Annotated in this window: 30 protein-coding genes; 18 read left to right on the top strand and 12 right to left on the bottom strand. The window is 42.7% G+C overall.

The window, feature by feature from the left end; translation table 11 throughout:
• Window positions 1–52: 52 nt before the first annotated feature.
• Both EHO59_RS04620 and EHO59_RS04615 read left to right on the top strand, forming a co-directional pair.
• Entirely contained in the window at window positions 53–1,117 is a 1,065-nt protein-coding gene (locus EHO59_RS04620) for an alpha/beta fold hydrolase (RefSeq protein ID WP_135585195.1), read from the top strand.
• A 13-nt stretch (window positions 1,118–1,130) separates the two neighbouring features.
• On the top strand, window positions 1,131–2,057 hold the full coding sequence (locus EHO59_RS04615; RefSeq protein WP_135585192.1) for an alpha/beta hydrolase: 927 nt from the start codon (window positions 1,131–1,133) through the stop codon (window positions 2,055–2,057).
• 43 nt (window positions 2,058–2,100) lie between these two features.
• Here EHO59_RS04615 and EHO59_RS04610 read toward each other — a convergent pair whose 3' ends face one another.
• The 3 genes from EHO59_RS04610 to EHO59_RS04600 form a co-directional block, all read right to left on the bottom strand.
• A complete protein-coding gene (locus EHO59_RS04610; RefSeq protein ID WP_135585190.1) occupies window positions 2,101–3,369 on the bottom strand; it encodes a M48 family metallopeptidase in 1,269 nt (422 codons plus the stop codon).
• A 10-nt stretch (window positions 3,370–3,379) separates the two neighbouring features.
• Window positions 3,380–4,336: a YjgN family protein gene (locus EHO59_RS04605; RefSeq protein ID WP_135585188.1), complete on the bottom strand. Its 957-nt coding sequence runs from the start codon at window positions 4,334–4,336 to the stop codon at window positions 3,380–3,382.
• Between the two features lie 146 nt (window positions 4,337–4,482).
• On the bottom strand, window positions 4,483–5,094 hold the full coding sequence (locus EHO59_RS04600; protein WP_135585186.1) for a uracil-DNA glycosylase: 612 nt from the start codon (window positions 5,092–5,094) through the stop codon (window positions 4,483–4,485).
• Window positions 5,095–5,188: 94 nt separating this feature from the next.
• Here EHO59_RS04600 and EHO59_RS04595 point away from each other — a divergent pair, with 94 nt between their 5' ends.
• The 7 genes from EHO59_RS04595 to EHO59_RS04570 all read left to right on the top strand — a co-directional run bounded on the left by EHO59_RS04595 (window position 5,189) and on the right by EHO59_RS04570 (window position 9,920).
• Window positions 5,189–6,124, top strand: a complete 936-nt coding sequence (locus tag EHO59_RS04595; RefSeq protein WP_135585184.1) for a cation diffusion facilitator family transporter — start codon at window positions 5,189–5,191, stop codon at window positions 6,122–6,124.
• 115 nt (window positions 6,125–6,239) lie between these two features.
• The gene (locus EHO59_RS18170; protein ID WP_167882063.1) at window positions 6,240–6,389 is read left to right on the top strand and encodes a hypothetical protein; all 150 of its coding nucleotides are present in this window, start codon (window positions 6,240–6,242) and stop codon (window positions 6,387–6,389) included.
• A 133-nt stretch (window positions 6,390–6,522) separates the two neighbouring features.
• Window positions 6,523–6,894 carry a 6-carboxytetrahydropterin synthase QueD gene (queD, locus tag EHO59_RS04590; protein ID WP_135585182.1) on the top strand — a complete coding sequence of 124 codons (372 nt, stop codon included), beginning with the start codon at window positions 6,523–6,525 and terminating at the stop codon, window positions 6,892–6,894.
• Window positions 6,895–6,909: 15 nt separating this feature from the next.
• Window positions 6,910–7,620: a 7-cyano-7-deazaguanine synthase QueC gene (queC, locus tag EHO59_RS04585; RefSeq protein WP_135585180.1), complete on the top strand. Its 711-nt coding sequence runs from the start codon at window positions 6,910–6,912 to the stop codon at window positions 7,618–7,620.
• Between the two features lie 66 nt (window positions 7,621–7,686).
• Window positions 7,687–7,968 carry an NAD(P) transhydrogenase subunit alpha part 2 gene (locus EHO59_RS04580; protein ID WP_135585178.1) on the top strand — a complete coding sequence of 94 codons (282 nt, stop codon included), beginning with the start codon at window positions 7,687–7,689 and terminating at the stop codon, window positions 7,966–7,968.
• 7 nt (window positions 7,969–7,975) lie between these two features.
• Window positions 7,976–9,385, top strand: a complete 1,410-nt coding sequence (locus tag EHO59_RS04575) for an NAD(P)(+) transhydrogenase (Re/Si-specific) subunit beta (protein WP_135585176.1) — start codon at window positions 7,976–7,978, stop codon at window positions 9,383–9,385.
• 112 nt (window positions 9,386–9,497) lie between these two features.
• A complete protein-coding gene (locus EHO59_RS04570; RefSeq protein WP_135585174.1) occupies window positions 9,498–9,920 on the top strand; it encodes a YbaN family protein in 423 nt (140 codons plus the stop codon).
• Window positions 9,921–9,999: 79 nt separating this feature from the next.
• On the opposite strand, the gene EHO59_RS04565 is transcribed toward EHO59_RS04570, so the two are convergent.
• The 3 genes from EHO59_RS04565 to EHO59_RS04555 form a co-directional block, all read right to left on the bottom strand.
• Window positions 10,000–11,100, bottom strand: coding sequence for a tetratricopeptide repeat protein (locus EHO59_RS04565; protein ID WP_135585172.1), 1,101 nt, complete (start codon window positions 11,098–11,100; stop codon window positions 10,000–10,002).
• The gene (locus tag EHO59_RS04560) at window positions 11,097–11,501 is read right to left on the bottom strand and encodes an LIC10301 family lipoprotein (RefSeq protein ID WP_246052655.1); all 405 of its coding nucleotides are present in this window, start codon (window positions 11,499–11,501) and stop codon (window positions 11,097–11,099) included. The genes EHO59_RS04565 and EHO59_RS04560 overlap by 4 nt, the downstream gene beginning before the upstream one ends.
• An 80-nt stretch (window positions 11,502–11,581) precedes the next feature.
• Window positions 11,582–11,872: an STAS domain-containing protein gene (locus tag EHO59_RS04555; RefSeq protein WP_135585170.1), complete on the bottom strand. Its 291-nt coding sequence runs from the start codon at window positions 11,870–11,872 to the stop codon at window positions 11,582–11,584.
• A gap of 110 nt (window positions 11,873–11,982) precedes the next feature.
• Here EHO59_RS04555 and flgB point away from each other — a divergent pair, with 110 nt between their 5' ends.
• The 5 genes from flgB to EHO59_RS04530 all read left to right on the top strand — a co-directional run bounded on the left by flgB (window position 11,983) and on the right by EHO59_RS04530 (window position 14,941).
• Window positions 11,983–12,414 carry a flagellar basal body rod protein FlgB gene (flgB, locus tag EHO59_RS04550; RefSeq protein WP_135585168.1) on the top strand — a complete coding sequence of 144 codons (432 nt, stop codon included), beginning with the start codon at window positions 11,983–11,985 and terminating at the stop codon, window positions 12,412–12,414.
• A 41-nt stretch (window positions 12,415–12,455) separates the two neighbouring features.
• On the top strand, window positions 12,456–12,917 hold the full coding sequence (gene flgC, locus EHO59_RS04545) for a flagellar basal body rod protein FlgC (RefSeq protein ID WP_135585165.1): 462 nt from the start codon (window positions 12,456–12,458) through the stop codon (window positions 12,915–12,917).
• Window positions 12,918–12,931: 14 nt separating this feature from the next.
• Entirely contained in the window at window positions 12,932–13,312 is a 381-nt protein-coding gene (gene fliE, locus EHO59_RS04540; protein WP_135585163.1) for a flagellar hook-basal body complex protein FliE, read from the top strand.
• Between the two features lie 58 nt (window positions 13,313–13,370).
• On the top strand, window positions 13,371–14,447 hold the full coding sequence (locus EHO59_RS04535) for a helix-turn-helix domain-containing protein (protein WP_135585161.1): 1,077 nt from the start codon (window positions 13,371–13,373) through the stop codon (window positions 14,445–14,447).
• Window positions 14,448–14,512: 65 nt separating this feature from the next.
• Window positions 14,513–14,941 carry a DUF4345 family protein gene (locus EHO59_RS04530; RefSeq protein WP_135585159.1) on the top strand — a complete coding sequence of 143 codons (429 nt, stop codon included), beginning with the start codon at window positions 14,513–14,515 and terminating at the stop codon, window positions 14,939–14,941.
• Between the two features lie 53 nt (window positions 14,942–14,994).
• On the opposite strand, the gene EHO59_RS04525 is transcribed toward EHO59_RS04530, so the two are convergent.
• Window positions 14,995–16,677: a P83/100 family protein gene (locus EHO59_RS04525; protein ID WP_135585157.1), complete on the bottom strand. Its 1,683-nt coding sequence runs from the start codon at window positions 16,675–16,677 to the stop codon at window positions 14,995–14,997.
• Window positions 16,678–16,844: 167 nt separating this feature from the next.
• On the opposite strand from EHO59_RS04525, the gene serC reads away from it, so the two are divergent.
• From serC to EHO59_RS04505, 4 genes are all read left to right on the top strand, one after another.
• Complete coding sequence (gene serC / locus EHO59_RS04520) at window positions 16,845–17,936, top strand: 3-phosphoserine/phosphohydroxythreonine transaminase (RefSeq protein ID WP_135585154.1); 1,092 nt, start codon at window positions 16,845–16,847, stop codon at window positions 17,934–17,936.
• Window positions 17,937–17,950: 14 nt separating this feature from the next.
• Window positions 17,951–18,526, top strand: a complete 576-nt coding sequence (locus EHO59_RS04515) for a hypothetical protein (RefSeq protein WP_135585152.1) — start codon at window positions 17,951–17,953, stop codon at window positions 18,524–18,526.
• Between the two features lie 79 nt (window positions 18,527–18,605).
• Complete coding sequence (rpiB, locus tag EHO59_RS04510; RefSeq protein WP_135585150.1) at window positions 18,606–19,040, top strand: ribose 5-phosphate isomerase B; 435 nt, start codon at window positions 18,606–18,608, stop codon at window positions 19,038–19,040.
• A gap of 22 nt (window positions 19,041–19,062) precedes the next feature.
• Window positions 19,063–20,940 carry a fibronectin type III domain-containing protein gene (locus EHO59_RS04505; protein ID WP_135585148.1) on the top strand — a complete coding sequence of 626 codons (1,878 nt, stop codon included), beginning with the start codon at window positions 19,063–19,065 and terminating at the stop codon, window positions 20,938–20,940.
• Here the strand turns inward: EHO59_RS04505 and EHO59_RS04500 are convergent.
• From EHO59_RS04500 to EHO59_RS04480, 5 genes are read right to left on the bottom strand one after another with little or no spacing between them, the layout of a single operon-like run.
• Window positions 20,902–21,318, bottom strand: coding sequence for a hypothetical protein (locus tag EHO59_RS04500; protein WP_135585146.1), 417 nt, complete (start codon window positions 21,316–21,318; stop codon window positions 20,902–20,904). The two genes, EHO59_RS04505 and EHO59_RS04500, sit on opposite strands and share 39 nt — an antisense overlap.
• Window positions 21,315–21,518, bottom strand: coding sequence for a CopG family transcriptional regulator (locus EHO59_RS04495; protein WP_167882062.1), 204 nt, complete (start codon window positions 21,516–21,518; stop codon window positions 21,315–21,317). Before EHO59_RS04495 ends, EHO59_RS04500 begins: the two co-directional genes overlap by 4 nt.
• Entirely contained in the window at window positions 21,518–22,117 is a 600-nt protein-coding gene (locus tag EHO59_RS04490) for a tetratricopeptide repeat protein (protein ID WP_167882075.1), read from the bottom strand. The genes EHO59_RS04495 and EHO59_RS04490 overlap by 1 nt, the downstream gene beginning before the upstream one ends.
• Before the next feature lies 1 nt (window position 22,118).
• Window positions 22,119–24,347, bottom strand: coding sequence for a hypothetical protein (locus tag EHO59_RS04485; protein ID WP_135585144.1), 2,229 nt, complete (start codon window positions 24,345–24,347; stop codon window positions 22,119–22,121).
• Window positions 24,344–25,357: a hypothetical protein gene (locus tag EHO59_RS04480; RefSeq protein WP_246052653.1), complete on the bottom strand. Its 1,014-nt coding sequence runs from the start codon at window positions 25,355–25,357 to the stop codon at window positions 24,344–24,346. The genes EHO59_RS04485 and EHO59_RS04480 overlap by 4 nt, the downstream gene beginning before the upstream one ends.
• Window position 25,358: the final 1 nt, after the last annotated feature.

The following is a 25,358-nucleotide window of genomic DNA, read 5'->3' as shown; positions in this document are numbered from 1 at the left end:
GTGCGGATGAATTTTCCTTGATTCATTTCTAGGAGAATAGAGCATCGCGGGTATGCTTCGTTTTATCTCGGCGCTTCTCGCCTGTCTCCCGCTAATCGTTTCTTGCTCCGCAAGCATAGCTCTCAACGGAGAACTAGTGCATCCCAAGACCTCGGACAATTGGGATCTGACTCTGGAACATTTCCCTCCTGCAGCTGGTTCTTCAGCAAAAAAATATCCGGTCATTCTCTGCCACGGCTTTATTGCGAACCGCATCTACCTGAAGATAAATGAAAAATCTTCCATCGTTGCGAATCTACAAAGAGAAGGTTACGATGTTTGGCTTTTGGATCTGAGAGGAAAACAAGCCGCAGGTTCTCCTTCTTTATTCTTCGGAGATAAGACTTTCGATTATTCTATCGATGAGTACATCAAGCAGGATGCAGATGCAGCCATCCAATATGTTCTGAAAGCAACCGGAAAAGATAAGGTGAACTGGATCGGTCATAGTATGGGGGGAATGTTGCAATACGCTCGCCTCGGAAGTCTGGGAGAGAATCGTGTTGCTAACTTCGTAGCAATCGGATCACCAGCGATCATGGATCCTCCTTCCGACGCATTGAAACTTTGGTCCAAATTTACTTGGGCTACGTACCTTTGGCCTGCAGTTCCCACCGAAACTTGGTCAGGAATTCGAGGAGGAACAGGCATCCCATTCTTTCCTAAGAAAAGTTTTGAAGAAGTCTTTTGGCACGAACCCAATATCGATCCTAAGATCGTAACAGGAGTTTATACGACTGCTATCGCAACTGTTACTAGGAGAGAAGTCAAACAAATGGAGAAGATCATTGAAACCGGTTCCTTCCGTTCCGAAGACGGAAAGATGAACTATGCTGAAGGTCTTTCCAATATTAAGATCCCAGTCCTCCTAGTCGCAGGAAGAAGGGACAAACTCGGTTTCACTTATTCTCTTCGCTATGTTTACGACCAATTGGGAAGCACTGATAAGACCTTATTCGTTCTATCCAAAGGAAAAGGACATTCTGAGGATTATGGTCATACCGATCTAGTCGTAGGAAAAAAGGCCGACGACGAAGTATTCCCAACCATACTCCAATGGTTGAACAAGAGAAATTAATCGAGATCCAATCATGAAATTACAGAAACAAATCGCCTTCCTATTTACAATTCTCTCTCTCGCTCTGTCTTGCACAAGGTATGCAGTGATCACTGAGGAGAAATTCAGAAAACAAACCGCGAATATTGCGCCTAACGTATATCTCACTACATTCTCGGATGTGAACTCAGAATATCCTCCTGTGCTCCTACTAGATCCGGTCCTTGTAAATAAAAAATCCCTGTATCTGGGTGATCATCATGGACTCATAGGAGTGTTGAGCGGAAACGGTTTCTCCGTTTGGCTGCTTCATTTTGAAACCTATCCTGGTCTGGACCTAAAGGATATAGGAGAAAAACTTATTCCTCAGGCAGTCTCTCAGATCCAAAAGGTAAGCGGCAAAAAGGAATATATCCTAGGCGGGATCTCTCTTGGAGGACAGGCTGTTCTTCAATACATTAAATCCAAAAAAGATCCTTCTATTTCCAAGGCATTCTTCTTGGGAACAGGAATGGATTATAAGTACAACGATAGTTTCTTGGATGATATGAAAAAGGAGAAGAGACTGGGCACGGACGTTTCCAACTCTTGCAAGAACAAGGACAGTTTCTGTTCTCGTTTCATCTCTCTGGATGAGGACAATCCTACAACTCTGTATCTCTACCAAACTCTATGGAATTTTCTTCCGGGTTTAGAAGAGAATCCTAAAACTTGGACTGAGTTTGAAGCAATGGATTTTCCGACACTCTTTGTCGCTGGCAAGATAGACAACGTAGCAACCACCGAATCTATTCATCCAGTATATCGTAGAAAAAGAGGATTCACTCAGTTCTATGAAGCAGGAAGGGACAACGGAGGAAGTATAGACTACGATCATATTTCCTTATTTGCCCATGAAGATGCGCCTTCGGATATTTATCAGAAGATCGCAGACTGGCTCTCTAAGAAGAAGGGTGACTAATTTCTATTGATCGGCCCTGGAGTTTACCACGGGCCGATTCGAATTAAAGATCTAATTCTATTTTTTTCTTAGGCGGAACAGAAGAGCATCTATTTTTGATCTTATTCCATTCTGCTTTAGAAAAACCTAATTTTCCTCTAGGATAGCCCGGTTTAGAGATCGTATCCTTAACATATTGAATCCGATCGTCTGTTGCCGGGTGAGAACTTAAGAAATCGGGAACACGAAAGGACTTCGATTCTTCTTCTGATGCATCCGATTCGGAGCCTTTAGAAGCTTCTCCCGAATTTTCCGAGTTAGAAACCTTATCCTTCTCCGATTCTTCCGATGAATTGTTCTCATCAGATCCGTCTTTTTCAGAAGTTTCATACGCTTTAAATCTTTCGAAGAAAGTCAAAAATCCGGAACCGGTTACATTTGCTTTTTTCAATTTTTCTAAAGCGATCTCGTCTGCTTCGGTTTCATATTCTCTTGAGAATTTTTGATCGTATAAGGTAACGCTTAAGACCTCGTACACTGAGTCCATATTCTCCAGCATATCCACGCCTTCAAAACCGGAACCTATCCCCAGAGAAAGAAGGAGCACATTACCCGCAGATTGAATCTGTCTTCGAACTCCGTGCCTTCGATGAATATGTGCCATCTCATGCGCCAGAATTCCTGCAAGCTCTTCGGCAGAATCAGTCTTTTGCAATAAATCCGTGAACACCACAATGGTCCCTCCGGGCATCGCAAACGCATTGAATACTTCGTCATCTATTACGATAATATCATATTCAAACGGATCGTCCTTATCCTTTAGCTTCAGGCCGATCTTGCGAACTGCGGATTTAAGGCTTGGATCCGTGCATTCCGGAAAATAATCTCTGACCCAAGTCGACATGATCTTGGACTGCTGTTTATCATAGCTAAGTGGAACAAAGAAATATGCGTACGACAAACTCCTGTTGTAAGCAAAGAAGACGAGTCCTGCCGTCAAAAGAAGAAATCCCAACTTAATCGCAAAATTCGTATCGTACCAAAGATCTAAGATCGGATTCTTTTTTTGTGATCTTTGGTACTTTTGGATCAGACCTTGGGTTTCTTTAGAATGGAATACGATCATATAACCGGCAAATTTATTTTGCGGATTGTTCAGCTCTAATCTGTATTCCTTTCCTACCTCGTCTAGATTTAGAATATCGGAATATGCAAAACGAAACGATCCCTTCTCCCCTTGAAAATAAAGACCGTCTTGTTCCGCTCTCAATTCTCCCGAAACAGGGATCGCACTCTTTCCGTCATAAAATTTATCCGTTTGATCAGTTTCCATCGAATGAGTATTAATCGAATACGTCAGCTAAGGCTTCGAGAGCACTCTCAAAACCTTCTGCCAAAGCGGAAGCACCTGCATCATATTCAGGAAGGATCTGAGTCAGATCAGGCTCCACTTCCATGCTGATCGCTTCATAGAATAATTTGTAAAAGATAACTGCGATCCAAGGAAACGCAAAACCTAAGGAAGCGATGATCGACGCGTAACCGAGCATGAGATAAACAAGAAGATCTCCTCCTTGCAAGTTCCCTTTAAAACGGATCCCGTTTACAGAGAGATGGTTCCAATAGTAATTATAAACATTCGCCTGCCACCAAGAAGTATAGAAACCGAATGTAGGAATGATAAGCAAAAATCCTTTTAGATGGATCCAAAATAATTCAGAGCCAGTTCCGTCGAATTTGAATCCTGCGTTTCCATAATACGTATTTTCGTATTGGAATCTTCTGAGACGAACATTGAACCAAGGAGAATAAAAGCCTAAAGTTATGATCAATAGAGGAATTCCTATTAAGAAGATCTTAACGAGCTCCAATACTCTTCCAGAAAAATGGAATCGAATATTATTATAAGAAGTCCTGCTTAAGTGAAATCGGATCCTTCCCACAAAGATAAATGGACCAAGCACATATAATAGTACAAAGATCGGGATCAACGTAGAGAATGTGCTGAGTTCTTCGGAGAAAACCCACCACTGCAAAGGAAGTTTGATCGCAAAGAACAGAGCCAGAACGATAGGCGCAGCCTTGATAAACCCTAAAAACCTTTCCTTTCCTGTGGCATGAAAGTCAAACCTCTGCCCTAGGAAGGTGGTATGCTGACGCATGTATCTGTCTACCTTGGTCCTTGCCCAAAAAGAATAGATACCCAAAGTACTGATCGTGGCTAACGCATTAAAAAGATATAATTTAAATAGGTCCCAGCCAGTCCCATCGAAGCCAACTCGAGTTGTGGATTTTTCCATTGTCTCTCCCAAAATTATTACCGATCCAAAGATTCGAACCGGTCCCAAATAGCATATAGATAGAGAGTCAAAGTAGAGCTAAGATTCCAGAGGAGCAAGAAACTATTGGAAAAAATTTTCAAGAAGCCTTTGTTCCCAAAACAATTTTAGCTGGGACGAGCCCAACCCAACTTATCCAGAACCTTCTTAATATCCTCCCAAACATCTCTTTTTAAAGGACTGTTCTCTCCACCGTTACGGATCACATAGCTAGGATGATAGGTAGGCATCACAGGAATTCCATGAAAGTCTCCCCATTGTCCTCTCAACTTTGTGATCCCTTCTTTAGTGCGAAGAATGCAGCGAGTCGAAGGATTTCCGAGAGTGATGATCACCTTTGGCTGTATAATAGAAATCTGACGAAGAAGAAAGGGAGAGCAAGCGATCACCTCATCATCTTCCGGAGGACGATCTTTCTCGAATTTTAAATCTACAGTAGGACGGCATTTGGTAACATTCGCGATATAAACTTTTTCTCTAGGCACTCCCATGCCCTTCTCTATGATGCGAGTCAGTAATTCACCGGCCTTTCCTACAAAGGGACGACCGGTCAAGTCCTCTTGTTTGCCTGGACCTTCTCCTATGAACATGACCTCTGCGTCCGGATTGCCTTCGCCGAAAACGGTTTGGGTCCGAGTGCTACTCAACTTACAACGAACGCAAGGCTCGACTTCTCTTTGGATAGAAGCCAGCTCTTCTAATTTGGAAGACTCACTCATCTTGGTTCTTACCGATAAAGAGAACCCATTATCCTGCAACCAATTTCCCAAAAAGAGACTGGCCTAATTTTCAACAATCTTATACCCTAGATCCATGCACGGGCATCATCACTCTCACGAAGATCATGATCACGACCATTCTCATGCATTCGGTCACCATCATGGACCGGAGCCGGAAAATTCCCGCGCATTCCTGTACGCATTCTTACTCAATTTTGGATTTGCTATCATAGAATTTGTAGGTGGATATTTCTTCCAAAGTCTTGCGATCTTATCCGATTCATTGCATGATCTAGGAGACAGCGGATTCTTAGCTCTCGCTTGGATCTTTCAGAAGATAGCAACCAAACCTAGAACTCGTACATTTACATTCGGTTATAAACGTTTAAGCCTTTCTGCTGCGCTTGTGAATTCTTTCGTACTGTTCGTGGGCTCTCTAGCGATCTTATTCTTTGCGGTCAGCAAATTGAATGAGCCAGCTTCTCCAAATGGTTGGGGAATGTTAGGCCTTTCCATTTTAGGAGTAATCGTAAACGGAGCCGCGTTATTCAAATTAAAAGGCGCTTCCGGATTGAACGCGAAGACTGCATTCTTGCATTTGATAGAAGATGTACTCGGATGGGTTGCTGTACTTATAGGGAGTATCGCAGTAATCACACTAAGTTGGGGATGGGTGGATCCTTTCCTTTCTATCTTCATCTCTCTTTGGGTGGGTTTTCAATCTTTTCGTAATTTACGAAAAATTTTATTACTTCATCTGCAATCTTCTCCAGAAGGTATAGATACAAAAGAATTGCAGGATCGGATCCTAAAACTCAAGGGAGTGCAGTCCGTTCACGATCTTCATCTCTGGTCCATGGACGGAGACTATCATGTGCTCACTCTACATGTGGGAGTAAAAGGAACTTCTATCTTAGAGGCTCAGAAGCTAAAGGAGAAGATCCGAAATATCAGCAAGGAATTCCATATTCCTCATGCGACTGTAGAAGTCGAACCCGCCGGCGCAGAATGCCCTTACCAAGAATGCTAAATGATTTGAGGTCTGGAATTTAAGTTTTTCATAATGAGACATAATCCGGATCCGTTATTAAACTCCAGGCTTTCTCTACTTGACATCGGGGCCGACCGCCGGATTTTGGTTGGTTATGAACCAAAAAACGGCTAAACTTCTCAAAAAATACGCGGAAGCAAAAGGTATTAACGAGAAACAAATCAAACGCGAATGGCTGGTTTTGAACGAATTCCAAAAAGACCAGAAAAGACAGGAAATCCTGAAAGAGTTGGTTAAAAAGTAATCTTCGCTTTTCGTTTCTTCAGACCGGCTGAAATACAAAGTCGGTCCGTTTCCTTCTCCGTATTCTATCCAGTAGAATTCGAAAAAGAAAGTCTCCGATCCATTCAACTTCTTTCGTTCGTCCTTTTACCTCCATGGAAGAAATAGAACTCACCAAAGAATTTCGCTTCGACGCGGCCCATTTTCTCCCGAACGTACCGGAAGGTCATAAGTGCAGAAGAATGCATGGCCATAGTTTTCGTTTCAAACTTCACCTAAAAGGCCAAGTAGATCAACACACAGGATGGCTCATGGACTTTGCAGAAGTCAGCAAGGTTGTAAAGCCTCTTGTAGAAAATCATTTGGATCATTATCTACTGAATGATGTAGAAGGTTTGGAAAATCCTACCAGTGAGAATATCAGCATCTGGCTTTGGAAGAAGTTGAAGCCGGAACTTCCTCTTCTTTATAAGATCACTCTTCACGAGACCTGTACAAGCGCTTCTGTGTACAATGGTCCAGCTTAAACGATCTACTCTTTCATGAGCTTCCAAAAACCTTCTTCCAAATTGAACGGTGTTCAAAAAAATTCCAAGGGCCCCAAGGCTGTGGTTCTTTTTTCGGGGGGCTTGGATTCCACCACTTGCCTGTACAAAGCCATTAAAGACGGCTATTCTCCTACGGCTCTTTCTTTCGATTATAATCAAAAGCATAAGGAAGAATTAAAATCTGCAAAGAAGATCGCAAAGCTTCTAGGCATCCCTCATCTTATACAAAAGCTACAACCCGATTTCTTCAAGGGTTCTTCCTTAACAGAGAAGAAGATCCGTGTTCCCAAAAATTCTTTGGGTCATACTAAGATACCGAACACCTATGTGCCTGGCAGGAATATTCTATTTCTTTCCTTTGGTGTTTCTTTGGCGGAAGGTATTTCTGCCGAACGCCTGTACATTGGAGTGAATGCTTTGGATTATTCAGGTTACCCGGATTGCAGGCCAGAATTCATTAAGGCGTATGCCGAAGCCATCCGCCTAGGAACCAAGATGGGAGCCGAAGGGAATCCTTTGGAGATTTGCACTCCCTTGCAGTACTTGGATAAAAAAGAGATCGTTCTATTAGGCTCTAGTTTGGGTGTTCCCTTCTCCCTAACTCACTCTTGTTATGATCCGATCCAGGGCAAACCTTGCGGAAAATGCGACTCCTGCTTGCTTCGAAAAAAGGGTTTTCAGGAAGCAGGCATCCCAGAAAAGTGAACGAACAGATTTTAAGGGCCCGGTTTTCTTAAGTTTTCTTGCCGGTTTCCCTTCAAGGAAGCTAATATGGAACAGTTCGTAAGCTACCTGACGATATTCTTGATCGCAGTATTCGTAGGAATCGAGGTAATCAACCGTATTCCTCCTCTTTTACATACCCCTCTAATGTCAGGCTCGAACGCTATTTCGGGAATTACCATCATCGGGGCAATCTTAACCCTTCATGCTTCTCACAGTTGGATCATACAAGTTCTGGGATTTATCGCAATCGTGGGCGCAACCATCAACGTGATCGGAGGGTTCGTAGTAACTCACCGCATGTTGGGAATGTTCAAGAAAAAGGATTAAACTCTAAATGGAAAAAGCGTACATCAACCTCCTTTATCTAGTCTCCAGTATCCTTTTCATCATCGGATTAAAACTTCTTTCTCACCCTAAGACTGCAGTGAGAGGAAACTTTACCGGAGCTCTCGGTATGTTCTTAGCAGTGGTAGGCGTCTTCTTAGAATACGGCACCATCAAGCAAAGCGATATCATTCTCATCGGATCTGCAATCCTAGTAGGAACTGCAATCGGAGCTTATATAGCTCTGAAAGTAGAAATGACAGGAATGCCTCAGCTTGTTGCTCTTCTAAACGGTCTGGGTGGTTTAGCTTCCTTCTTAGTAGGTGGGAACTCTCTTATGGAGATCCTCGAAACAGGAAAGAACACCGAACTACTTAGCAATCTTCAGTTCACAATCTCCACTGCTGCGACAGGGATCATCGGTGCAGTTACCTTGACCGGTTCCTTGATTGCTTTCGGAAAACTACAAGGTTTAGTTTCCGAGAAAGCGGTTCGCTACTTCGGAGATCAGATCGTAAAAGTACTTTTCTTGATCGGATCCATTTATCTCGGATACCTGAACGTTATCGAACCTACTAAGATCGAATGGTACTGGTACGTTGTTCTTGTAGCTTCCATCTTGGGAGTTCTATTAGTAATGCCTATCGGTGGCGCGGACATGCCGGTAGTGATCGCACTTCTCAACTCTTACTCCGGACTCGCAGCTTCTGCTACCGGATTCGTATTGGGAAACAATGTTCTTATTATCTCCGGATCTCTTGTAGGAGCTTCCGGGATTCTACTTACACAGATCATGTGTAAGGCGATGAACCGCTCTCTTCCAAACGTTCTCTTCGGAGGCTGGGGAGCTGCTGCTTCTACTGCCGAAACTGGAGACATCTACGCAGGCAAAACCAAAGCTACTTCTGCAGAAGAAGTGGCTATGTTGTTGGATATGGCTCAGAGAGTCGTAATCGTTCCTGGTTATGGAATGGCAGTCGCGCAAGCACAGCACGCGGTTCGCGAATTATACAACCAACTTACCGATAGGAATATCGAAGTTGAATTCGCGATCCATCCGGTTGCAGGAAGGATGCCTGGACACATGAACGTTCTTCTCGCAGAAGCAGATATTCCTTATGACAAGATGAAGGAAATGGATGAGATCAATCCTACCTTCAACACTGTGGACGTGGTCATTATCAACGGAGCAAACGACGTTGTGAATCCTCTGGCAAAAACAGATCCAGGTTCTCCTATTGCAGGTATGCCTATTTTGGATGTGGACAAGGCTAAGACGATCATCGTGATCAAGCGTTCTTTGAGCCCTGGATTCGCGGGAGTTCCTAACCCTCTCTTTATCCAAGAAAATTGCCTCATGTATTTCCAAGATGGTAAGAAAGCCACTCAGGAAATCGTAACGGCTCTCAAAGATACCTGATCAAATCAGACAAAGAATTTCATTTCAACAGAAATGATTCTTGAAAAAGGGAGGCTTGCCTCCCTTTTTTATTGGAGAGACTGAAATCGGATCGATCTCGCGAGGTAAAACTTTGGCCCAAGAATTTAAGGATTACAGTGACGAAGTCAAATTGCACAGATCGAGTATCGTGCGTTATGTGCTCATTATTATAGGAACGATTTCGCTAGTTCTCGGAATTATCGGAGTCTTCACACCTGTACTTCCTACCACTCCCTTTTTGCTTTTGACTGCGGCTTGTTACGCGAGAGCCTCTCAGAAATTTTATAATTGGCTAATGAACAATAAGTACTTCGGTAATTTTATCCGAGATTGGAGAATTCATAAAGCAATTCCGCTTAGAGCCAAGATCATTGCGGTTTCTTCTATCGTGATCACAATGACGATCAGTGCTATATTTGCTCCTATCATTTATGTGAGGATCGGAATGGCAGTCATCGGGATCTGTGTGATCGCTTACATTCTTCAGTTTCCTACTAAGAAGAAAGAAGATTAATCTGCAGTTGGATTTATATCTTTCACTTCAAGCAGCAATACGCGATAGAGTGCTTGCCTTTAGGAAAAGCACTTAGTATTCAATATGGATTGCGAGAAGGAAGCATGTGATAGACTTTGGGATCGTTGTCCTTTAAGAGTTCCGCGACATCCAATGCCTCTTGGATCTTGAGTTTCTTTTCGGGCTCTTCTGCCATCCAAGAACTTACGAATAATTCCAATCTTCTATAATCACGAATGAAAACGAGAGAACGGAGATAATTGATCTTATCTTCCTCTGAAAGGATCTTGGAGCCTGCGATAATAGAATACGTATTTGCAGAAGCTCTATAATTCGCGGTATGAAAATATGCATGAGCGAGAAATCGTTTCTCATTAAACGGAAGATCCGGAAATTGATTATATAATTTGATCGCTTTTCTGAAATTCTTATCCAGATCCATTGCCAAGCGTGCATAGATATAAGCGAATTCCTTGTGCAAGAACCCTTCTTTTGCAAATTCTTTGCACTGGGCTAATGCCTCCGCCTTGTTTCCTAAAAGGAAATTCACTTTCAATAAAACTAATTTAGCATTTCTGTAATTCGGTTTGAGCTCTATTCCCTTTTCCGCTTCGGCCTTGGCTTTGATATATTGACCGGTCTCGAAATATGCGAGCGCCATATTCAAACGATAGAATGGATTGTAATTCGCAAGTTCTACTGCCTTTTGAAAATATGGAACGGAAGCTTCCCATTTACTTCTTCTTACGAAGATCATTCCAAGCAAATAATGAGAAGGATCATGTCCAGGATTCAACTCAACCGCTCTGAGCAGAGCCTTCTTAGATTGAGGATATCTTCCGAGAGCATACAGATAAGCTCCGCTTAGATAATGGAACTCCAAACAATCCGGATCGAGTTTCTTCAGTTTCTCAATATTTGCTTGGGCCTTGGAAAGACTATTGGATCTTAAAAGATTGATCGTCTCCGTATTCAGTGCGAGGATCTGGTATTTTCGACGAGATAGCTCGCTCTGATCCGTGGGTTGAGGCGGAGGAGAAAGTTCTCCTTCCGGAGAAGGAGCAATAATCGACTGATTCTCATCCGTACCTGTCTCGGCTTCCTTTGCAGACAAAGAAGTCCCCAGGACCAATACGGAACTAAAGAAAAGAAGAAGTATCTTTTCCTTGGAGAAGATCATTCCGGGGCGACGCCAACCTTCTTATAGATCTCTGTATTATTTCGATCTGGATTAAATAACTCTAATTTATCCTTATCCGCCTTAAGGATCACATAGCGGATCTGAAAACCTAGATTCAAAAACCGGAATAATATCTCAGGGGAATTGGATTTTGTATCCTTCTCGAATAGTTCGTATTCTATCTTTCTTTGTCTTTCAGGATCTTCTGGATTCTCATAGATCGCAAGACCTGGACGGAGTAGAGTCAATTTCTGAACCTTGTCAGCGGGAGTATCTTGGCATTGCCCTTCAGGAGTGCAGGTAGAAGTTCTCTCCCAGATTCCGAGGACCCTTTCCTGCAAAGGAGCAGAACAACCTAGCGCGAAGGAAAGGATAAGGAGAGAAAAAAGAATTTTTTTCATGGGAGCCAGGCTAACCGGATAGAGAAAGATGTCCAGGGAATTCCTGGCTTTCAAAAACCTGAGACAGAGGGTTTCGTACTTTAAATTCGCTGAAAGTACTCGTCTATCTTTAGTACTTCAAAGGTTTTGAGAAGGTCCGGATGGATCTCTCGGATATCTATCTCGATCCCTTCGGATTTGGCATTTTTGCAGAACCAAACCAAGGAACTGATAGAAATTGAATTCATGACTGGGATCTTTCCCAAATCCAGGACGATTTTCTTAGGTTTTTTGGCGATCGCGTCCATCAGCTCGTTTCGAAACGCGTAGTAGTCATTGAAAAGGGCCGTTAGCTCCGGTTTGATCTCTATAATCTCCGAATGTTCTGCCATTTTCAGTTATAATCCTTTTTTCGGCCTTTCGGACAAAATTTTCGGCCTATTTTCTTTTTTTATCTTCGGGAAATTTGAAATTCAACCGAAATTTTATTCGGGAGAGCTTTATGTTTGAAAAAACCTATTTCATGAAGACCCAGGATCTACTGGAAAGAGGTATGAACACTGCTTCTTTAAAAAGAAAGGTGATTTCTGATAACATCGCGAACGCAGACGTTCCTCATTTCAAGAGAAGCGAAGTAGTTTTCGAATCTATGATAAAACGCGCGCTGGAATCTGAGAAGATCGAAGAGTCCAAAGCAATCCCTACTCGTATAGAAGACGAACGTCATATATCATTTTTTACTCCATTAGACTATCGTACTGTAAAACCTAAGGCAAAGGTCGACTATTTGACTACAATGAGAGCCGATGGAAATAACGTGGATCCTGAGAAAGAAGTTGTAGATGCATCCAATTCCCAAATGCAATACATGATGATGACTGAAAGACTGAATTCCAACTTTAGGGATTTGAAAAACGTAATGAGGCTAGCCTAATCCCTCTTTGGCGACATAGCTGAGAAATAAAGGAAGAAATCATGGGACTGTTTACTGCAATTAATACCTCCGCTACCGGACTTTCCGCACAGAGACTTCGGATGGATGTTATCGGAAACAATATCGCGAATGCGACTACCACTCGTAACACGAATGGCGACGGACCGTTTCGCAGAGATAGAGTGGTACTTACTCCGGTGAATTTGAGAACTCAGTGGAGAAGTCCTGTTTATCCTTTTGGTCTTGAGCCGGGCGAAGGAAGAGGTGTGAAGGTCATGAAAATCGAGAAGGACATGAGCCCTCTTCGATTGGTATATGATCCAACCCACCCGGATTCGATACAGATCGGCCCTAAAAAAGGCTATGTAGAAATGCCGAACGTAAATATAGTCACCGAAATGACCGATATGATCTCGGCTTCCCGGTCCTACGAAGCAAACGTACAGATGATCAACGGCTCCAAGGCGATGTTCAATAAGGCCTTGGAAATCGGAAGAGCGTAATTTAGGAGATTCTAATGCAAGTGGATTTCAATTCCAAACTTTGGTACACATATAACTCCGGTTATTCCGATTCTCGTTTTCCGCTTTCTCCTAAAGGCGATAAGGTCAGCGTAAAGATCGAGGACGAACGCCATTACGGAGACGTAAAAGAGCCTGTAGCTCCAGACTTCGTAGCTGAAAGTTTTTCTGAAGCGATGAGAAACGCTTTAAAATCTGTAAATGATCTACAAGCGGATGCAGATGAAATGACCCAAAAAATGGTCTATGATCCGAATAGCGTAGATGCTCACGAAGTCATGATCGCTTCTGAAAAAGCGAGAGTGGCGCTTACCTTCACCAAGACAATGGCAGACGGAGTAGTGAGAGCATACAGAGATCTCACTTCAATGAGATAAGCTCTATTATAATCTAATTTTCGATTCGACTATTTCCTTAGAGGAATACGATAAGACCATGTCCGATCTGCTAGGCTGGTTCTTTGATGGGCTCATTCTTTTCGGCGGATTTTTGGCCCTTCTTCTTTCCATAGGTGAATTTCCTGCGGATAAAAGGGATCGATTCCAAGTCTTTCTAGCGCTTACACTCGCGTCCATAGGATGCATGCAACTTTCCAGTGCCTTGGTACTAAATCAAAATTCTGGGCAGGACCTGGCCTTGAAATTTTGGAATCTTCCTCTACTTTATCTTCCGCCCGCATTCGCATTTCTCACGATTCGATCCCTTTCAGAAGATGATTTCGAATTTAGACCGAAGCATTTTCTATTCTTTCTTCCTACTTTGTTCTCATTCGCTGCCGCAATCTACTTCAGAAGTAGCGGAGAATATTTAAGATATCCTTGGAACTCGCAGTTGAATTTCGATCTTGCGTTTTTCGGGATCAACTTTTTGTATTTAGGAGCCGCGATCTATTCTCTTAGTTTTGTGATCCCAATCTTCAAAGCGTTCTTAAAGATCGAGGAGCCAAGGGCCAAATTCCTATTCGGGATTTTCTGTTTGGATTCTTTTCTCGTTTCCGTTCTAGGAATTTTAGGTCTGATCGTTCATCCGATCTTTCTAAAGCTATCGCTTGCAGTAATCTCTCTTGCGGTTTCCTTAATATATTATATTCGAAGAAAATATTTCGAATTTCCCGAGGCCCTACGATCCGATCTGATCAAGGCAAAATATGCACGTACCAGACTCAAGGGTCTGGATATGGACCCCGTCTTAGAAAATTTAGATCGTTTATTCTATGCGGATAAGATCCATAGAAGAGAGGATCTTACATTAACAGAACTCGCAAAAGAACTCTCTCTTACCTCTCATCAGTTATCCGAGCTATTAAACAACCGTCTGGGTAAGGGATATTTCTCCTTCATCAATCAGCATAGGATAGAAGATGCTAAGGAACTTCTCATTGGAACGGATAAAACCGTTTTAGAGATAGCGATGACGGTAGGATTTAATAATCGTTCTTCTTTTAATGAGGCTTTCTTAAGAATTACTCAAAAAACCCCGATTTCTTTTAGAAAAATGTATAAGACTTTATAACGCCGGACGACGCGGCCCTTTCTTTGTCGTATCTTCTTCTTATCAACTCCTTGAGAGGAAATCAAATGCAAACAAGTACAATTTCTACGACAGGCCGATTGGAGACTTCTCCATTGATACGTTTGGTCACTCAGATCTTTCTATTCATGAACCTTGCAGTTTATCTAGGATTCACTGTGGCTTTCTTTCTCTATCCGATCCCTCTGGCGGAAATGATTGGATTCTCCATTCATTCGAGTGCAGCCTTGGCTGATTTTAGGGCGATGTATAGCGGACTTTGCTTTGGAGTAGGATTTCTGATCTTTTACGGTTTGACCAGACCTGATTTCAAGTCCCCTGCCATTTTGCTTTCTGTAACAAGCGCTGGAGGCCTTTTTATAGCGAGGCTCTACACCTTGCTCTTGAACGGTCCAGGAAACGAGTATATTTATCTGAGTATGATCACAGAGATCGGATCCGTCTGCATCGGAGCCTGGCTCTTAAAAAGACAATAAAATAAAAAAGGCGGGAGATCTCCCGCCTTTCCATTCCGAAAATTGAATATGATTTACGGCTTGATCTTCTTGAGTAATTTCAGATCCGCTTTATTAAATACTGCAATCTCCGTTTTGCCGGAACCTTCTTCTTTTCCGGTTACATAAATCTTCTCACCGAAGAAGGTTACATTAGAGTTAGGAGAGATCTCCTCTTCTGTTCCAGCAGTCTTCTTTAAGCCTTTGTCGAAACGGCTCAGATAATATTTTCCATTCCTTTCTTCAAATGCATAGATATCTTCTCCTTTTAAGATCATAGGAGAGCGCCAGAATACGGCGTCATTGGACCAAACCGCAGGCTTGAGAGTCTCTTGATCGATCAGAATGAGTTTATGAGCAGCGGAGTGGTCCGACTCGTAACCTACGACCAAAGCCTTTCCGTCCACAACTTCGAAAGTACGTCCGCAGATCTTATTGAAGTCGCCTTTAAAGATCGTATCGTCCTTAGCAGGATCCAGCAATTGGAGTTCATTGCTATAATGTCCGTCGGAAGTATACTTTAAGGTTTTTAAGAAGAGAATCTTTCCTCCGACTACGTTTTTATCGAAGTCTTCTTTTTGTTTCTGTTCTTCTTTAACAGCTTCCAATTCTTTCTTAGTATCGGTGAGTTCTTGCTTCAATTCTTCTTTGGATTTGTTATCATCCGATTTGGAAGAACTGCTAGAACCTCCGGAAGAAGAAGAGGAATCTTTCTTAGAATCGCTAGACGATGAGGAGGACGAAGAAGATTTAGAATCCGATTTGCGGGATTCTTCCTTCTTAGCGATCTCCTTTTCTTTTTCTTTTAATTGCTGCTCTTCTTTCTTGGCTTGTTGCTGTTGTTGCTGAGCCTGTTTGCGTTCTTCTTGTTTTTGAGTAATCTTCTGTTTGTTCTTAACAGGATCCTTATTCAACTCTTGTAGTTCTTTCTCAGCAGATCTGTCTTTTTGAGAAGCAGCTTCTTGTTTTTTTCTGTTCTCGTCTTGTTTTTCCTGGAGCTTGCGCTTTTCATCTTCCAACTTTTGTCGTTGGAGATCGTCCATCTTCTTCTTATCTTCTTGGCCTTCTTTCTTTTTGTCCAGGTCCTTGTTTACTTCGTGCTCTAACTCGTCCGTATGAAGATCTTTTCCATCTTCGGATAAGATATTTGCAACGATCGGAATAATGATCTGCGTTTTTCCGGCCCATTCCGTATAACGTCTTGCGATACCGATCTTGTCGGCCTCGACATTCTTAACGACTTCGTCATTGTATTTGCGTTTTACATAATTTGCGTTTTTACGATGGATCGCATTGTAATATAGAATATAAGTCGCGAGAGTTTCCGAGTTTTGTTCTGAATATCCGAAATTGGATTTTACATAACCGGCGATAATCCTTTGCACCGAGTTGATATGTCCGTATTCCGAATCCTTTCCTAAGCTGATCAGGTCTGCTCCGAATTTCTTTTCTTCCGGAAGAATGCGGATCGCAGTGATTCCATCAGTGCTCGCACTAGATTTCGGATCCTTCTTCAAAGCCTCAGCCAAGGCGGCTCCAGTCTTAGCATTGCTGCCTTTCGTTTCTTCGTCGGCTCTTGCGGCAGACCGGTTTACGAAGTTTACTTTTCCGGAGGATCGAACTTCTCTCTCTCCTAATTTGGGTCCGCTTTGAGCGAACAAAGGAAGTAATGAACTCCCTACGAAGAAGATAAATACAGCCAGTCGAATCCGTGACATGATGAGGAACTCCTTAGAAACGCAGATATATCCCTGAAAAAGAAATCAGGATACGATTCGCTATCTTACGATTTTAGTACGGACTCTGCCAAGGATTTTTCCATGCTTCCAGGGATACTCCCTCGTAAGAAAGTTGCCTCTCTGGACTGGGTTTTTACCTTAACCTCATGAGCGAATTTGAACGTCGAATTTACAATTTTTGCGCAGGCCCAGCGATGCTTCCCACTCCGGTTATGGAAAAGGCAGCGTCCGAGTTCTTGAATTATAGACGTTCAGGCATGTCCATTATGGAAGTCAGCCATCGAGGAAAGCTATTCGAGAAGGTCTTGGACGAGTCCTTGGCGCTTTTAAGAGAACTACTTTCCGTTCCTGAAAATTACGAAATTATGTTTCTATCCGCAGGGGCAAGCCTCCATTTCTCGGCTCTTCCCCTCAACTTATTGCAAGAAGGTGAGTCTGCGGATTTTGCGATAACGGGGATCTGGGCCAAAAAAGCAATGGAAGAAGCGCTTCGTTTCAATCCTGTAAAAAAGATCTATGATGGAGAAGACCATAAGTATACCGAAGTTCCGGAGTTAGATGATTCTATGATCAATCCGGGCGCAGCCTATGTATACATTACTTCGAACAATACTCTATTAGGATCTCGTTATCCTAATTTCCCGAAACTAACCAAGGCTCCGTTAATAGCGGATATGACTTCGGAGATCCTTTCTCGTAAAATAGATGTAAGTCAATTCGGAGCAATCTTTGCAGGAGCTCAGAAGAATATAGGGCCTTCCGGTTTAAGTGTATTAATTATTCGTAAAGATCTTTTGGGTCGTTCCAAGAGAACTGTCCCGGTCTTAATGGATTACGCACTGACTGCTAAGAATAAATCCATGTACAATACTCCTCCTACTTACTCCATTTATATGTCCAAGTTGGTCTTTGAATGGTTAAAAGAGAAAGGAGGAGTGGATGCGATCGAAAAGTTCAATGATGAGAAGGCAAAGCTTCTTTACGATTATCTGGACACCACTTCTTTCTATCAGGCGCCGGTAAAACCTTCTAGCAGATCTGTGATGAATGTTGTGTTCACTCTTCAAGACAAAAATCTAGAATCCAAGTTCTTGGCAGGTGCAGAAGAGAAAGGACTCCATGGATTGGAAGGGCATAGATTAGTTGGAGGACTCAGAGCTTCTATCTATAACTCTATGCCTAGAGAAGGGATCCTCGCACTGATCGATTATATGAAGGAATTCGAGAAGAAGGCTTGATTGAGGCATCACCGATGAAACGGAACCTTTGCATTCTCAGTCTTCTTCTTTTAGGTTTGCAAAACCTTTCCTCGGCTCCCCTATTCTTTCGTACGAGTGTGAACACTGGAAACTGTTTCTCCGCAGGGAATGGCTCCAAAGAAGTAAAGGATTTCTATAAATCCAAACTTTTACCGGAAGAAAAGACCAAGCTAGCCGACCTACTCGCAGAAGAAGAAGCCAAGTCCCTTCTTAAGAGCCTGGAATGCATTCAGAAACTCAATCTCTCTAAAGAGGATAAGAATACTCTAGCCTTAGATCATATCAGACATCGAGAGTTAAGAGATGCTCTCTTTTCGCATTACGAGAATCATTTGCTCTCCGACGAGAAGACGATCCGACTTTCAGCATACGAAGAGAAGACCCTGCGCGCATTTTTAAACGCGAAGAAGGAACTCTTGTCCAGGCTCAACCGTGCAGAGTTAGAATCCATATCGGATAAGCCTTTGCCTTTTTCTTCCTTCCAAAGTACGTATCTGACGATCTTTCTACAGCATTGGGAATTCTATCAGATCGCTCCCGATTTCATTAAAGAAGCCTTATTCAATTAAGGTTCTCTCCCTCTTTTTCGCCATTCTATTGTAAATTGCTTGAACGAGAGAATTCTCATAGGTACGGTACCTTTAGAACATGAAAAAAATTGGTATCGCTTCCGATCACGGCGGTTTCGAACTAAAAGAATACCTCCGCAAAGAATTAGGAAACTCTGTCGAAATCATAGACTACGGAACAAAGGATGAATCCTCCGTAGATTATCCCATAGTCATTGCCGAAGCCTGTAAAAAAGTTCTCTCCAACGAAGTAGAGGGCCTCATCGCTCTCTGTGGGACCGGGATTGGTGCTTCTATCGCGGCAAACCGCCATAAGGGAATCCGCGCCGCTCTTTGTCATGATGAGTTCACTGCAGAAATGTCCCGCAGGCATAATAACGCGAACGTACTTGTTCTTGGGGGAAGGGTTCTTGGAAAAGATCTCGCCGCTCGGATCGCGCAAAAATGGCTTACCACTACTTTCGAAGCAGGACGCCATGAAAGAAGAGTCGGTCAGTTAGACACCATCGTATAAACGGATCGGATTACATTCGGGAATGCGAAACAAAGTCTTATTACCATTCTCCCTTTTCGGTTTGGTCTGTTTCGCTGTCCTCATCGGCTCCGCTATCTCCGCGGAGACAAATTCATTTTCCTTAAGTTCCTTTGTTCTAAAACAAATCCGTCTGAGTATGACGGAGAATGGAACTCCAAAATTGGATCTCAGCCCCAGAGATAGAAAAGAAGGTGCAGATCTATTCTTAGACTTTGAAGAAAAAGAAGCCTCAGATCTTACGGACAAGGCCGGTGGCTATCGAATATTATCTTCTTCTTATTTACCAGATTCTAGCAAAGCTCATTCGGGAAAAAAATCCGCCGGATTCGTGGGAAAGCGCTCCGGGATCAAAATTTCCGGAAAAACGAAAGGAATACTTACAAGCCCCGATATTAAAGAAGAATTCTATATTTCCTTCTTCCTTTTGCCAGGAACTTTGGACAAAGAGGCTGTGCTTCTTTCCAAAGAACTATACACTCGAGGGCGTAAATTCGGCTGGGACCTGAGGATTAAAGACGAAATCCCAATATTAGAATTTCGTAATTTCTTTCAAAAAGAGGATAAGACTCATGTTTCTCTGAAACTTGCGGGAAGATCCAGGATTTCCCGCTCCGAATGGAATCATTTTATCATTCATGTTCGTCCGGCGCAAAGAGAAGTAGTATTCTATATCAACGGAAAGGAAGTAGACAGATCCTCCGTTTCCAACAAAGAACCGATCGTTAGGATTGGATTCCATCCAGAAGACAGCACTCCTTTCAAGATAGGAGAAAGTTTTTATGGATGGTTGGATGATTTCTTAGTATCGAAAGGAGCGCCAGACCCCGAAGCACTCTCCACTTCTTATGAAGGGCAGAAATACGATCCTTCTTCCTTTACTGCAGAGGCGAAATTCGGAACCGCACTCTCTCCAGTGTATCGCACTAAATACACGAGTTCCTTTCCTGAAAGTGTATTCATAAAGGCGAATGTGCCAAAGTCTTCCGTGCTCGAGCTATACTTTCGTTTTTCTCCTAAGATCTTTGCAAGGACAGACGAGGGACCCGCCTGGAGATCAGTCGACTTAAGAAAGATAGAAGAAGAATATAAAGAAGACGATCCGGCTCGCGAAACCGAAGAAGAATCCGCTCCGAGCGGCAAGGCTTCCAGTTATAGGATCCCTTTGGATAGGATTTGGGCAGGCAAGGTGACCGGCTTCAAATACTACCAGGTAAAAGTAAAATTCAAAACGGATTCAGTGGCCAAGACAAGTCCTGAATTAGAAGCATTATCTTTTTCTTATAGAGAAACTCTTCCTCCAGTCAAACCTATGGGATTGAAAGTCGTCTATTTTGACGATAGCTATCCCGAAGCAGGAGGCAGCCCTAGAGTTTGTCTCAGTTGGACTCCCAATCCTGAAAAGAATGTTCAGCAAAAAGGCGGATACGTAATCCATTACGGCGTCGGCCCGAATCGTATGGTCGGTATCCTGAAAGGAACGAGCAAAGAATTAGAAAAAGGAAAGCAACCTGTTCTCACTGCGAATGGAAAGATAAAGCAACCTATGAGTGAGTATCTGGATCCGATTATGGGAGAAGATTCTTCTTGTCCAAAACGGAACGATATGAGTGGACCAAAGCTTTGTCAATGCGTGGACAATCGACTCATCAGTCTGAACGCAGAAAAACCGGAAGAGGACCAGGAAGATTCTCCTAAGCCTAAAAAGGGAAAGCGCAAACCGCAAAAAGATCCATACGACAAAAAGCTTTTATTCTTACAAAAAGGTCTAACGTTCTATTTCAAGATCGCGGCCTACAATTCTGCTTACGATCCTTTTACAGGAATAGATCAACTCAGTCCTTTAAGCGACCCCGTCGAGGTCTATTTCCTGAGCGAGTAGGATCTTTACTAAGCTCTGCTCTTTCCATTTACGATTTAAACAAAGTATACCGTCCAGATCAGCGAGAGAAGCGACGGCAACTTCTACCCATTCTTCCCAGCGTAAGGAAGCAGAAGAAGAGAGTCTAAGCGCGAGCGCTATCTCTTCCTTTCTTACGGGAAGGAATTCTAAAAATAGATTCTTGGATTGGTTCCAAAGGATCTCTCTTTTTGTCGGATCTGATTCCTTGGCTAATACTTCTTCTAAACTAGAAAGAGCCAAAACGAATACGTGATTTTTTTTAGTAAGTGATTCTATCGCGGAGAATACGGATCGTCTGGACGCCGCGGAACCTCTGACCAATTCACGAAAACATTCGGAAGATAATAATAATTTCAAGGAGAAGGTTCCGGATAGATTTTAGTCAGCTCTCTTAGAGCTTCAAGCCTTTGGTAGGAATCGGATCGAAAGATCTCATTTCGAAAACAGGTGCGAAGTAATTCGGAAGCAGAGAGTTCCCTCTTCTCCGCTTCTGTTCTCAATAGTTCGAATTCCTCTTCGGTGAGGAGCATCTGAAATCTTCTTTCGACACGGGCCATTACTCCTCTTCTTTCAGTTCCTTTTCGTTTTTCAAGTAGGTTCCGTAATAAATTTTAGAATCTGCGATCTGTCCGAGGCTCTCATAGATTGCGGCTATATTGAAATTCGCCTGGTTCAAACGAAAATCCTGTTTGAATGCCTTTTTGAAGAGCTGGATGGCTCTGTCTTCCCTTCCTGCATACCATTCCGTCATCGCCCAAAGAAAAAGCCATTTTCCCAAATCGGGATCTCTAGGAGCAATCTTACTCAAATGCCCCAGAGCTTCCTCGAAGATTCCTGCTGATCTCAGATAATTCTCTCGGATCGCTTTTATCTTTTCCATTCGGGAAAACACATCTTCCGAATGCTCGGGCAAGGGAAGGTCCGCTCTCCAAAAAAGAGCCCGGGCCAGATAGAGCCGGAACATCAGCTCGCTCGGATTCTTCTTCACATATTCTTCTAAAAAGGGAAGGCTTTCTGCCTCTTTTCCGCCTTGTTGAAAAGCTAAGATCTTTTCTTTTGCAGCCTTATTCCATTCCCTACGATTCTCTTCTTGAGCCAAGAGAGAAGCGACACTAAAAAGAAGAGACAGTACGATCGCAGATCGTATTAGAAAAATATTAAATATATGTGTAGAGATTTTTTCCATTTTCCGGATAGGGAAGAGGAATGATCTTGTAAGGTTGACCTACAGATTTCAGGATCTCATCCAATTCTTCTTGTCTTTCCTCTCTAGAGAGAACAAAGATCTCGGAAGGGGAAACACCGAAACCATAATCTTCGGAGCCAAGGATCGGTTGTATTTTTTCCAGGGCCTTTCTTCTCCATTCGTCCAAGATCGGATATTCCAGATCCCCAGTAGATCTGATCTTATACAGATTGCATTTGCTTCTTTCTCCGTGAGTCGCCCAACGCAATAACAAGAATTGGATCTGGACCAAGTCTCTTTTATCTTGTATCGCATGAGATGCCTGTTCAATCTCCAATTGTAAGAAGGCATCCTCCACAGGCTCTATCGAGTGCTCCACATTATCGCGGATTTGATCCGCTAAATCGTTATTCGGTGGATCGGGGAATAATAAGAAAAATCTAAAGTCTAATCCTGATCTGAATAGAGGAAAGGATACGATCCTCATTACTCCGTCCAAATCCGCTGCATCAAATTTCTTTCGGAAGAAATGATCATTTCGTCTTTCTTCCGTTACATCAATGATCGAGACATCTCCTGTTTCTTTACCTAAAAATTGGTCTCCATAGAGAAAGATCATGTTCTGACGACTATAAGGCTGTAATCCGTATGACACTACAGGAAGATAAGCGCCCCTTCTTCTATCATAGAAATGAATACTGAAAGATTTCAGATGAAGAGAAGAAAAGATCGTTAAATAATATTTCAACAAAGAAGATGTAGGAGTATCCAAACCTTGGTGGATCTCGTCCAAGACTTCCAATATCTTTCTCTTCTCTCGGATCGGTTGTTTCTCCAACCAGATCTTGAATTTGTCAGAAAGAGGCAGCTCCTCATTCGGATCCGTTTTTCGGATTCCCCACCAAGCCCTTGCCCACAAAAAGAATCTAGACTTGTGTTGAGGAGATAATCCTCTTGCCGCCTTAAGTCCTATCTCCGCAAGTCCTGTGACTCTTAACGCTTTTGCCAGAAGTCCGGAATCTTTAGGACGATCGCTGATTTCTATCTTCTGGATTTCTGCCGGAGCAACTGTCTTTACCTTCTCTACCAATTTAGCGAGCTCATCAGTAAAGATAGAGTCTCTCTTTTTCTGAACTGGAGGAGGAAGTTCTGCGATCGTAACTGATCCTGTGAATTCGGAAGCCGTCGGCTCCAATGATCTCTTTTCTCTCAAATACTTAGGAGTTAAGAATGAATCCTGAGGAAGATCAAAAGGCAGCACGTAAAAAGTCCCGGATACGGAGGCTCTAGTTTCCAAAACCGCAGGCTCAGGTTCAGTAACTAACTCTGGGACTTCTTGCATTTTCTTTGCTTCTATCTGCTGGAAAGCATTCTCTTCTATTCTTTGAGAAAGAAGCTGGATCAGTCTGGAGATTTCGGAGCGTCTATAAACAGAAGCAGCCTTGTTCCTACGAACGATTAAGATACAAAGATCCAATGCGAGAAGAAGACCGAAGAATATAGGAAACAATAATAGAAATAGATTCGGTTCCGTAGGAACTAGCAATAAAATCCCTTGGATGAATCCGATCTTATCATCCGGATACGATGCATAGTATCCTCTATAAGATTTCTCTCCCAATCGGATCTCTTTGAAATCCGTGCCGGAGTCTTTCATAGAACGCAATAGTTCTTCGGAGATCCTACGAGGATCGGCTTTATCTCCTTTCTCTTCCCAATCGGAGAAAGTTCCCACCTTAGGCTCGGGAACAAAATACTCCACTTTATCCTCGATAGAGATTCTGAATCTGTCCTTGTCCAAGATGGCAAGTACTGCGATCGACTTTTCCTGCAAAGGTACGAATAAGACAGGCTCATTTTCAAGTACGAGAAGCCTACTAATCTTTCCTTCCCAAGATTGAGTAAGCACAAGCCTTTCCTTCTCTGCAGAAAAATCTAGATCAGGAGTGATCTTTAAGATCGGATCCCAAGTGGTGAATGTCTTCACAGGTACGAAAGAAGAATCTATACTCAACTCTTCCGGTTTCGAATCTCTGATCTTCTTCTCTAATTCCAAAACATCCTTATTAAAGGAAGAGAATACAGAATCCAATCTAGACTTATAAAATATCCCGGAAGGAAAATAAGGCTCCAACCAGAGAACCATAGACGAGAATAAGAACGCCAAAGAAAGAACGAGTCTGAATTTAAAACCTATCATCTGGTCCTTTCCCGAAAAAGCCCGAGCAAACGAACTAATTCCGTTTTCATTTTTAATGCGTCCTCTCTCTCTAAGTATCTCTTCTCAATTCGGATCGTATATAGAATGCGAGCGGCAAGGACTCCGCCTAACAAAGCAAGAAGAGAAGAGGAGATCGCAGCCAATATCAATAACATCTCTTGGGCCCTAGACTTTCTCGGATATGTTAGAAAAATCTCGGTATTCCCTTGGGTTGCCTTCTCCCAAACAGGTCTTTCAATGAATCGATCGGATTTGGAAAATTTCTCGAGCAATGCGTGAGTTGTAGTTTCCGCATCTTCTCTAGGAACGGGCTCAGTTATCCTTTTAGTCTTCTCCGGAAGCAAAGGACTGTTCGGATCTAAATTGGTTTCTAATAGTTCATGCCCTTCTTCGGTTTTTCGAAAAACCCAATAGAGCACTCCTTCTGAAAATTCCCGAGGTAGATAAGAGCTCTTCTTACCGGTAGATTCTTTAATGATCCTTTCGCCATCTTCTTTGGGGATTTGAAAATAAAGTTCTCCATTCGAGCTGCGGTATAACAGAAATTTCTCAGTATCTTCTGCCCAACCTGACCTAAGCACTTCTAAGCCTAGGAGCCTAAGCCCACTGTGAAATGCAGGCCCTTCTGGATCGGAAGAATACATAGACCTGAAATTATAATCGTAAATGCGAATTAGTTTTAATCGAAATCCGGAGCGAAGCGATTTGCCCAATGATTCGGCATTCTTATCCGAACTTAGATTGGAAAATTCCCGTATTAAATATTCAAATCGTAAGCCTAGATCGTAATAAGGATCTTCCAGTCTATGGACTAGGTTAGAAGAGAATAGCTCCTTCTTCTGTTTTGGCTGCGAACTAAGAACTGGGACCGGAGAAAAGAAAACTGCATCCTTCCATTCTGAAGTAAAAAAAGGGATGGAAACCAACGCAGGACATAGGAGTATCAGAGATAGAATTCTAGATCTTCTGCTACTTGTACGAGGGTTCACC

The sequence above is a fragment of the Leptospira semungkisensis genome, assembly GCF_004770055.1.
Classification (GTDB): Bacteria; Spirochaetota; Leptospiria; order Leptospirales; family Leptospiraceae; genus Leptospira_B; species Leptospira_B semungkisensis.
Note: the sequence above shows the minus strand (reverse complement) of the source record. Positions and strands in the feature narration are given on the sequence as shown.

What these genes read in the sequence shown, in the direction of transcription:
- EHO59_RS04525 (WP_135585157.1), bottom strand. Translation starts at nt 16,677, where the DNA reads ATGTCACGGATTCGACTGGCTGTATTTATCTTCTTCGTAGGGAGTTCA.
- queC (WP_135585180.1), top strand. Translation starts at nt 6,910, where the DNA reads ATGAGCTTCCAAAAACCTTCTTCCAAATTGAACGGTGTTCAAAAAAAT.
- EHO59_RS04565 (WP_135585172.1), bottom strand. Translation starts at nt 11,100, where the DNA reads ATGATCTTCTCCAAGGAAAAGATACTTCTTCTTTTCTTTAGTTCCGTA.
- EHO59_RS04555 (WP_135585170.1), bottom strand. Translation starts at nt 11,872, where the DNA reads ATGGCAGAACATTCGGAGATTATAGAGATCAAACCGGAGCTAACGGCC.
- EHO59_RS04620 (WP_135585195.1), top strand. Translation starts at nt 53, where the DNA reads ATGCTTCGTTTTATCTCGGCGCTTCTCGCCTGTCTCCCGCTAATCGTT.
- EHO59_RS04575 (WP_135585176.1), top strand. Translation starts at nt 7,976, where the DNA reads ATGGAAAAAGCGTACATCAACCTCCTTTATCTAGTCTCCAGTATCCTT.
- fliE (WP_135585163.1), top strand. Translation starts at nt 12,932, where the DNA reads ATGCAAGTGGATTTCAATTCCAAACTTTGGTACACATATAACTCCGGT.
- EHO59_RS04515 (WP_135585152.1), top strand. Translation starts at nt 17,951, where the DNA reads ATGAAACGGAACCTTTGCATTCTCAGTCTTCTTCTTTTAGGTTTGCAA.
- EHO59_RS04560 (WP_246052655.1), bottom strand. Translation starts at nt 11,501, where the DNA reads ATGAAAAAAATTCTTTTTTCTCTCCTTATCCTTTCCTTCGCGCTAGGT.
- EHO59_RS04600 (WP_135585186.1), bottom strand. Translation starts at nt 5,094, where the DNA reads ATGAGTGAGTCTTCCAAATTAGAAGAGCTGGCTTCTATCCAAAGAGAA.
- EHO59_RS04530 (WP_135585159.1), top strand. Translation starts at nt 14,513, where the DNA reads ATGCAAACAAGTACAATTTCTACGACAGGCCGATTGGAGACTTCTCCA.
- rpiB (WP_135585150.1), top strand. Translation starts at nt 18,606, where the DNA reads ATGAAAAAAATTGGTATCGCTTCCGATCACGGCGGTTTCGAACTAAAA.
- flgB (WP_135585168.1), top strand. Translation starts at nt 11,983, where the DNA reads ATGTTTGAAAAAACCTATTTCATGAAGACCCAGGATCTACTGGAAAGA.
- EHO59_RS04595 (WP_135585184.1), top strand. Translation starts at nt 5,189, where the DNA reads ATGCACGGGCATCATCACTCTCACGAAGATCATGATCACGACCATTCT.
- EHO59_RS04615 (WP_135585192.1), top strand. Translation starts at nt 1,131, where the DNA reads ATGAAATTACAGAAACAAATCGCCTTCCTATTTACAATTCTCTCTCTC.
- EHO59_RS04485 (WP_135585144.1), bottom strand. Translation starts at nt 24,347, where the DNA reads ATGATAGGTTTTAAATTCAGACTCGTTCTTTCTTTGGCGTTCTTATTC.
- EHO59_RS04610 (WP_135585190.1), bottom strand. Translation starts at nt 3,369, where the DNA reads ATGGAAACTGATCAAACGGATAAATTTTATGACGGAAAGAGTGCGATC.
- EHO59_RS04535 (WP_135585161.1), top strand. Translation starts at nt 13,371, where the DNA reads ATGTCCGATCTGCTAGGCTGGTTCTTTGATGGGCTCATTCTTTTCGGC.
- EHO59_RS18170 (WP_167882063.1), top strand. Translation starts at nt 6,240, where the DNA reads ATGAACCAAAAAACGGCTAAACTTCTCAAAAAATACGCGGAAGCAAAA.
- EHO59_RS04580 (WP_135585178.1), top strand. Translation starts at nt 7,687, where the DNA reads ATGGAACAGTTCGTAAGCTACCTGACGATATTCTTGATCGCAGTATTC.
- EHO59_RS04495 (WP_167882062.1), bottom strand. Translation starts at nt 21,518, where the DNA reads ATGGCCCGTGTCGAAAGAAGATTTCAGATGCTCCTCACCGAAGAGGAA.
- EHO59_RS04505 (WP_135585148.1), top strand. Translation starts at nt 19,063, where the DNA reads ATGCGAAACAAAGTCTTATTACCATTCTCCCTTTTCGGTTTGGTCTGT.
- flgC (WP_135585165.1), top strand. Translation starts at nt 12,456, where the DNA reads ATGGGACTGTTTACTGCAATTAATACCTCCGCTACCGGACTTTCCGCA.
- queD (WP_135585182.1), top strand. Translation starts at nt 6,523, where the DNA reads ATGGAAGAAATAGAACTCACCAAAGAATTTCGCTTCGACGCGGCCCAT.
- EHO59_RS04605 (WP_135585188.1), bottom strand. Translation starts at nt 4,336, where the DNA reads ATGGAAAAATCCACAACTCGAGTTGGCTTCGATGGGACTGGCTGGGAC.
- serC (WP_135585154.1), top strand. Translation starts at nt 16,845, where the DNA reads ATGAGCGAATTTGAACGTCGAATTTACAATTTTTGCGCAGGCCCAGCG.